We start from the raw sequence: 5,365 nt of genomic DNA, 5'->3' as shown, positions 1-5,365 counted from the left end.
GTCGAGGCGTGAAGCCAGGGCCTCGGTGTTCTGGAAGATATTGATAAAGCCCGGGCCGGCGATTTCGGCCTTGCTCACCTGCGGATCGGCCGGCAGCGCGGCGATGATTTTCTCCGCCAGGTCGCGCGGCTTCATGCCGGCCGGCTTGGCCAGCATCATCGCGATGTTGCTGGCGAAGTCACCGTGGGTCTTGTCGCGGGTGTTTTCCACCTGGATCGCCGGCGTCAGGCCTTCAGGCAACACACCTTCGTTGACGAGTTGGGTGAGGGCTTGTTGGATCAGCTGGCGAATGGTGTCTTTCATGGTGTTCTCTTTCGACCGCAAGCGGTGGCGCGCGATGCGCAGGTGGAAAAACTGGGCATTATCCGTGGCGAGGGCAGGCTTGCCAACCGTTCAGACCAGATGGCGGACCTGCGGGCCTCATCGCGGGCAAGCCCGCTCCCACATTTAAGCGTGTTCACATTTCAAAATGCGGGGCCTGGCTTGCCGGTGATAGCGATTTAACTATCAATACAAATCGACCGGGTCCACATCCATCGACCATCGCACCTGGCGCCCGCTGGGCATTTGCTCCAGCGCAAGTAACCAGCTACTTAATAGCCGATGCAGCGGCGCGCGGGACGTCGCCTGCAAGAGTAGCTGAGCGCGATACCGTCCGGCGCGGCGCTCCATGGGCGCGGGCACCGGGCCGAGCAATTCGATGCCGCTCAGGCCCAGCTCTGCGAGCAGACGTTCGGCGGCGCCGCAGGCTTCATCGAGAAACCCCTCCGCCTGCCCCGGCTTGTGCGCCTCGGCACGCAGCAGCGCGAGGTGGGCAAAGGGCGGCAGGCCGGCGGCGCGGCGTTCGCTCAAGGCCTGCTCGGCAAACGCGAAGTAACCTTGCTCGGTCAGTTGAATCAGCAGCGGATGGTCAGCCAGGTGGGTCTGGATGATCACCTTGCCCGGCTCCTCGGCACGCCCGGCACGCCCGGCGACTTGCACGATCAACTGCGCCATGCGCTCGCTGGCGCGGAAGTCGCCGGAGAACAAGCCGCCGTCGGCATCCAGGATCGACACCAGGGTCACCCGGGGAAAGTGATGCCCCTTGGCCAGCATCTGCGTGCCCACCAGGATGCACGGTTGGCCCTTCTGGATGGTGGCGAACAGCTGGTTCATCGCGTCTTTGCGCGAGGTGCTGTCGCGATCGACCCGCAGCACCGGGTAGTCCGGGAACAGAATGCCCAGGCGTTCTTCGGCGCGTTCGGTGCCCGCGCCAACCGGTCGCAGGTCGACTTTGCCGCATTGCGGGCAATGGCGCGGCACGCGTTCCACATGGCCGCAGTGATGGCAGCGCAACTCGCCATGGCGCTGGTGGACGGTCATGCGCGCATCGCAGCGCTCGCATTCGGACATCCAGCCGCAGTCATGGCACAACAAGGTCGGCGCGAAGCCGCGACGATTGAGAAACACCAGGACTTGCTGGCCGGCGGCGAGGGTCTGGCCGATGGCTTGTTGCATCGGCCCGGAAATGCCGCTGTCCAGTGGTCGGCTTTTTACATCCAGGCGTAGGAAGCGCGGTTGCTTGGCGCCGCCTGCGCGCTCATTCAGGCGCAGCAGGCCATAGCGGCCGGTGTAGGCGTTATGCAGGCTTTCCAGGGAAGGGGTGGCCGAACCCAGCACGATCGGGATGTCTTCCTGGCGCGCCCGCACCAGGGCCAGGTCGCGGGCGTGGTAGCGCAGGCCTTCCTGTTGTTTGTACGAACCGTCGTGTTCTTCGTCGATGATGATCAGCCCGGGGTTTTTCATCGGGGTGAACAGCGCCGAGCGGGTGCCGATAATAATGTCGGCCTCGCCGTCCCGCGCTGCCAGCCACGACTCCAGGCGTTCACGGTCGTTGACCGCCGAATGCACCAGGGCGATGCGTGCGTTGAAGCGCTGTTCGAAACGCGCCAGGGTTTGCGGGCCGAGGTTGATCTCGGGGATCAACACCAGCGCCTGTTTGCCGGCCTGCAGGGTTTCGCGGATCAACTGCAGATAGACTTCGGTCTTGCCGCTGCCGGTCACGCCAGCCAGCAGGAACGCGTGAAAGCTGTCAAAACCTGCGCGAATGGCTTCATAGGCCGCACGCTGTTCGGGGTTCAGCGGCAATTCCGGTTGGGCCAGCCAGTGTTCATGGCGCGGGTCCGGGGCGTGCTTGCGGATCTCGACTTGCACCAGGCCTTTGGCGAGCAGCAGGTCGAGGCTGTCTTTGCTCAGCATCAGCTTGCTCAAGAGCTGATGAGCCACGCCATGGGGGTGCTGGGCCAGCGTCGCGAGGGCTTCACGCTGGCGCGGAGCGCGGGCGATGCGCGGGTCGTCGAGGCGTGCGCCGGGCACCGTCGACCAGAAGCGCTCCTGGCGCGCTTCAGCCAACTCGCCCTGGCGCAGCAGTACCGGCAGCGCCCAGCTCAAGGTGTCGCCCAGGCTGTGCTGGTAATACTGGGCAGTCCACAGGCACAGCTTGAACAGCGCGGGCGGTAGCGGCGGGGTGGTGTCGAGGATAGCCACGGCGGGTTTGAGCTTTTCTGCCGGGACTTCACTGTGATCGGCCACTTCTACCAGGATGCCGATCATTTCCCTGCGCCCAAAGGGCACCCGTACCCGCATGCCCGGCTGTAACTGCGCCCGCAGCACGCCGGCCGGGGCCCGGTAGTCGAACAGGCGGCGCAGGGGCGAGGGCAGGGCTAGGCGCAAAATGGCGTCGGGCACGCGAGGGGTCTCATATAAAGGCAGGCGGTGGCGCAGGGGCGGCAGACTAGCAGACCGGCGGTGAACCTGCAGCACCGCGGCGCCTGCATCGCGAGCAAGCTCTGCCCCCACAAGGTATTGGTTTTCTGATGAAAGGGGCTTTTGCGTGGTGAATCGATGCTGAGCGGCGCTTGCGCGTTTAAAAAGGTCTGGTAGAATCCGCGGCCTAATTACGTGCGGTATTCGACAATGGTGTCGAGTGGCGGCACGCTAGCCTGAGGAAGTCACCATGAAAGCCGGTATCCATCCAGCGTACGAAACCATCGAAGTCACCTGCAGCTGTGGCAACAAGTTCGAAACCCGTTCGAACCTGTGCAAGCCACTGGGCACTGACGTATGCAACGAGTGCCACCCGTTCTACACCGGTAAGCAGAAAACTCTGGACACTGGCGGCCGTGTACAGCGCTTCGCAGATCGCTTTGGTGCTTTCGGCAAGAAGCCTGCTGCTACTCCAGCAGAGTAAGGCTCAAAAGCCCTATGGGCTTTTGCCAGCTGTTGAAAAAGGCGCCCCTTGTGGGCGCCTTTTTTGTGCCCGCGATTTGGCTGTCGGCGGCCAGGCAGGAACTCCAGCGCGATTGCGCTTGTTTAAATCGATATCGGAAGAAAAATTGTAGACATTTTTTAAGTAGATTGTGAGCAGTTCGCTCCTTGTATCCCGCAGCTCTTGGCCAAAAGTCGTAGTGCATAGCCCTTGACACCAGTGACTGTCCAGTCTTGTAGGGGCTTTACGACACGAGTATCCTCGGCGGTCCGTCGACCAACAGTAAAAGCGGAATGCCGATATGTCTGATTTGAAAACTGCCGCTCTCGAATATCATGCCCTTCCTCGTCCAGGAAAGCTGAGTGTAGAGCTCACCAAAGCCACTGCCACCGCCCGCGACCTGTCGCTGGCCTACAGCCCTGGCGTTGCCGAGCCTGTACGTGAAATCGCCCGTGACCCTGAGTTGGCGTACAAATACACCGGCAAAGGCAACCTGGTTGCAGTGATTTCCGATGGCACCGCGATTCTCGGTCTGGGTAACCTCGGCCCATTGGCCTCCAAGCCAGTCATGGAAGGTAAAGGCGTGCTGTTCAAGCGCTTTGCCGGCATCGATGTGTTCGACATCGAAGTTGATTCCGAGAGCCCGCAGGCTTTCATCGACACCGTCAAGCGCATTTCCATCACCTTCGGTGGCATCAACCTGGAAGACATCAAGGCACCTGAGTGCTTCGAGATCGAAAAGGCCCTGATCGAGCAGTGCGACATTCCGGTATTCCACGATGACCAGCACGGCACCGCGATCGTTACAGCGGCCGGCATGATCAACGCCCTGGAAATCGCTGGCAAAACCCTGGCTGACGCCAAGATCGTCTGCCTGGGCGCCGGTGCTGCGGCCATCTCGTGCATGAAGCTGATCGTCAGCATGGGCGCCAAGCTGGAAAACATCTACATGGTCGACAGCAAGGGCGTGATCCAGTCCGAGCGTACCGACCTGAACCAGTACAAGGCGATGTTTGCGCATCCGTCCTCCAAGCGCACCCTGGCTGAAGCCCTCGACGGTGCCGACGTGTTCGTCGGCCTGTCCGGCCCGAACCTGCTGAGCGCTGAAGGCCTGAAGGCCATGGCGGCCAACCCGATCGTGTTCGCCTGCTCCAACCCGGACCCAGAAATCGCGCCAGAACTGGCACACGCCACCCGCGACGACGTGATCATGGCCACCGGCCGTTCGGACTACCCGAACCAGGTCAACAACGTACTGGGCTTCCCGTTCATCTTCCGTGGTGCCCTGGACGTTCGCGCCAAGCGCATCAACGAAGAAATGAAAGTGGCTGCCGCCAACGCCCTGCGTGAACTGGCCAAGCTGCCGGTGCCTCAGGATGTGTGCGATGCCTACGGTGGCGCCAAGCTGGAATTCGGTCGTGAGTACATCATTCCGAAACCAATGGACAAGCGCCTGATCACCCTGATCTCCGACGCCGTGGCCAAAGCCGCGATCGAGACCGGTGTGGCCACCCTGCCGTATCCGAAAAACTACCCGCTGCAAAGCGTGGATGATGTGTTCAACGGCTAAGCCGTTGTAGCGCACCAACAAAAAGCCCCGGCTCTCGCGAGTCGGGGCTTTTTGCTGTGTGGCTATAAACCCGAGGCCTGCGCAGAACCAAATGTGGGAGGGGGCTTGCCCCCGACAGTCACCTGATGAGTTGACTGGTCCACTGCTATCGGGGGCAACCCCCCTCCCACATTGGATCTGTGTTCAAACACAGACTCCGTCAGAACAGGTCGATCGGTGCCGCCTCATCTGCCGGCAGCGGGCTGCCCGGCGCCACGCCATTGCCCAGTTCGTTGATCGACGGCGGCGTGTCTTCGCTCTTGAACAGCTCGAAGTACGCATTCGGCGTGCTCGGCGATGCCGCGCGGCCACTGACCGGGTCGATCCGCAGGCTGAGGATGCCTTCCGGTTCTGGCTGGGTATGCAGCGGCTTGTCCTTCAGGGCCGCGCCCATGTAGCTCATCCAGATCGGCAGCGCGACGGTGCCGCCGAACTCGCGGCGGCCGAGGCTTTCCGGCTGGTCGTAGCCGGTCCACACGGTGGTCACGTAGTCGGCGTTGTAGCCGGAG

At 62.3% G+C, this 5,365-nt stretch carries 3 protein-coding genes and 3 pseudogenes; 3 read left to right on the top strand and 3 right to left on the bottom strand.

Features of this window, described 5'->3' with window-relative positions; translation table 11 throughout:
• Positions 1–303, bottom strand: a pseudogene (locus L9Z73_RS24440) (arginine--tRNA ligase); the annotation flags it as partial.
• Between the two features lie 204 nt (positions 304–507).
• Positions 508–2,727 (bottom strand): primosomal protein N', encoded by a 2,220-nt coding sequence (locus tag L9Z73_RS24435; RefSeq protein ID WP_247406544.1) that lies wholly within the window; start codon positions 2,725–2,727, stop codon positions 508–510.
• A 268-nt stretch (positions 2,728–2,995) separates the two neighbouring features.
• Here L9Z73_RS24435 and rpmE point away from each other — a divergent pair, with 268 nt between their 5' ends.
• The 3 genes and pseudogenes from rpmE (at position 2,996) to L9Z73_RS24420 (ending at position 4,817) form a co-directional block, all read left to right on the top strand.
• Positions 2,996–3,229, top strand: a complete 234-nt coding sequence (gene rpmE / locus L9Z73_RS24430) for a 50S ribosomal protein L31 (protein WP_247406541.1) — start codon at positions 2,996–2,998, stop codon at positions 3,227–3,229.
• Positions 3,230–3,243: 14 nt separating this feature from the next.
• Positions 3,244–3,333: pseudogene (locus tag L9Z73_RS24425) on the top strand (thermonuclease family protein); the annotation flags it as partial.
• A gap of 215 nt (positions 3,334–3,548) precedes the next feature.
• Positions 3,549–4,817 carry a malic enzyme-like NAD(P)-binding protein gene (locus tag L9Z73_RS24420; RefSeq protein WP_247406539.1) on the top strand — a complete coding sequence of 423 codons (1,269 nt, stop codon included), beginning with the start codon at positions 3,549–3,551 and terminating at the stop codon, positions 4,815–4,817.
• A 199-nt stretch (positions 4,818–5,016) separates the two neighbouring features.
• Here L9Z73_RS24420 and L9Z73_RS24415 read toward each other — a convergent pair.
• Positions 5,017–5,365, bottom strand: a pseudogene (locus tag L9Z73_RS24415) (peptidase); the annotation flags it as partial.

It is taken from the genome of Pseudomonas emilianonis (genome assembly GCF_023072625.1).
GTDB lineage: Bacteria > Pseudomonadota > Gammaproteobacteria > Pseudomonadales > Pseudomonadaceae > Aquipseudomonas > Aquipseudomonas paraveronii.
This window is presented reverse-complemented; position numbering and strand designations above follow the sequence as displayed.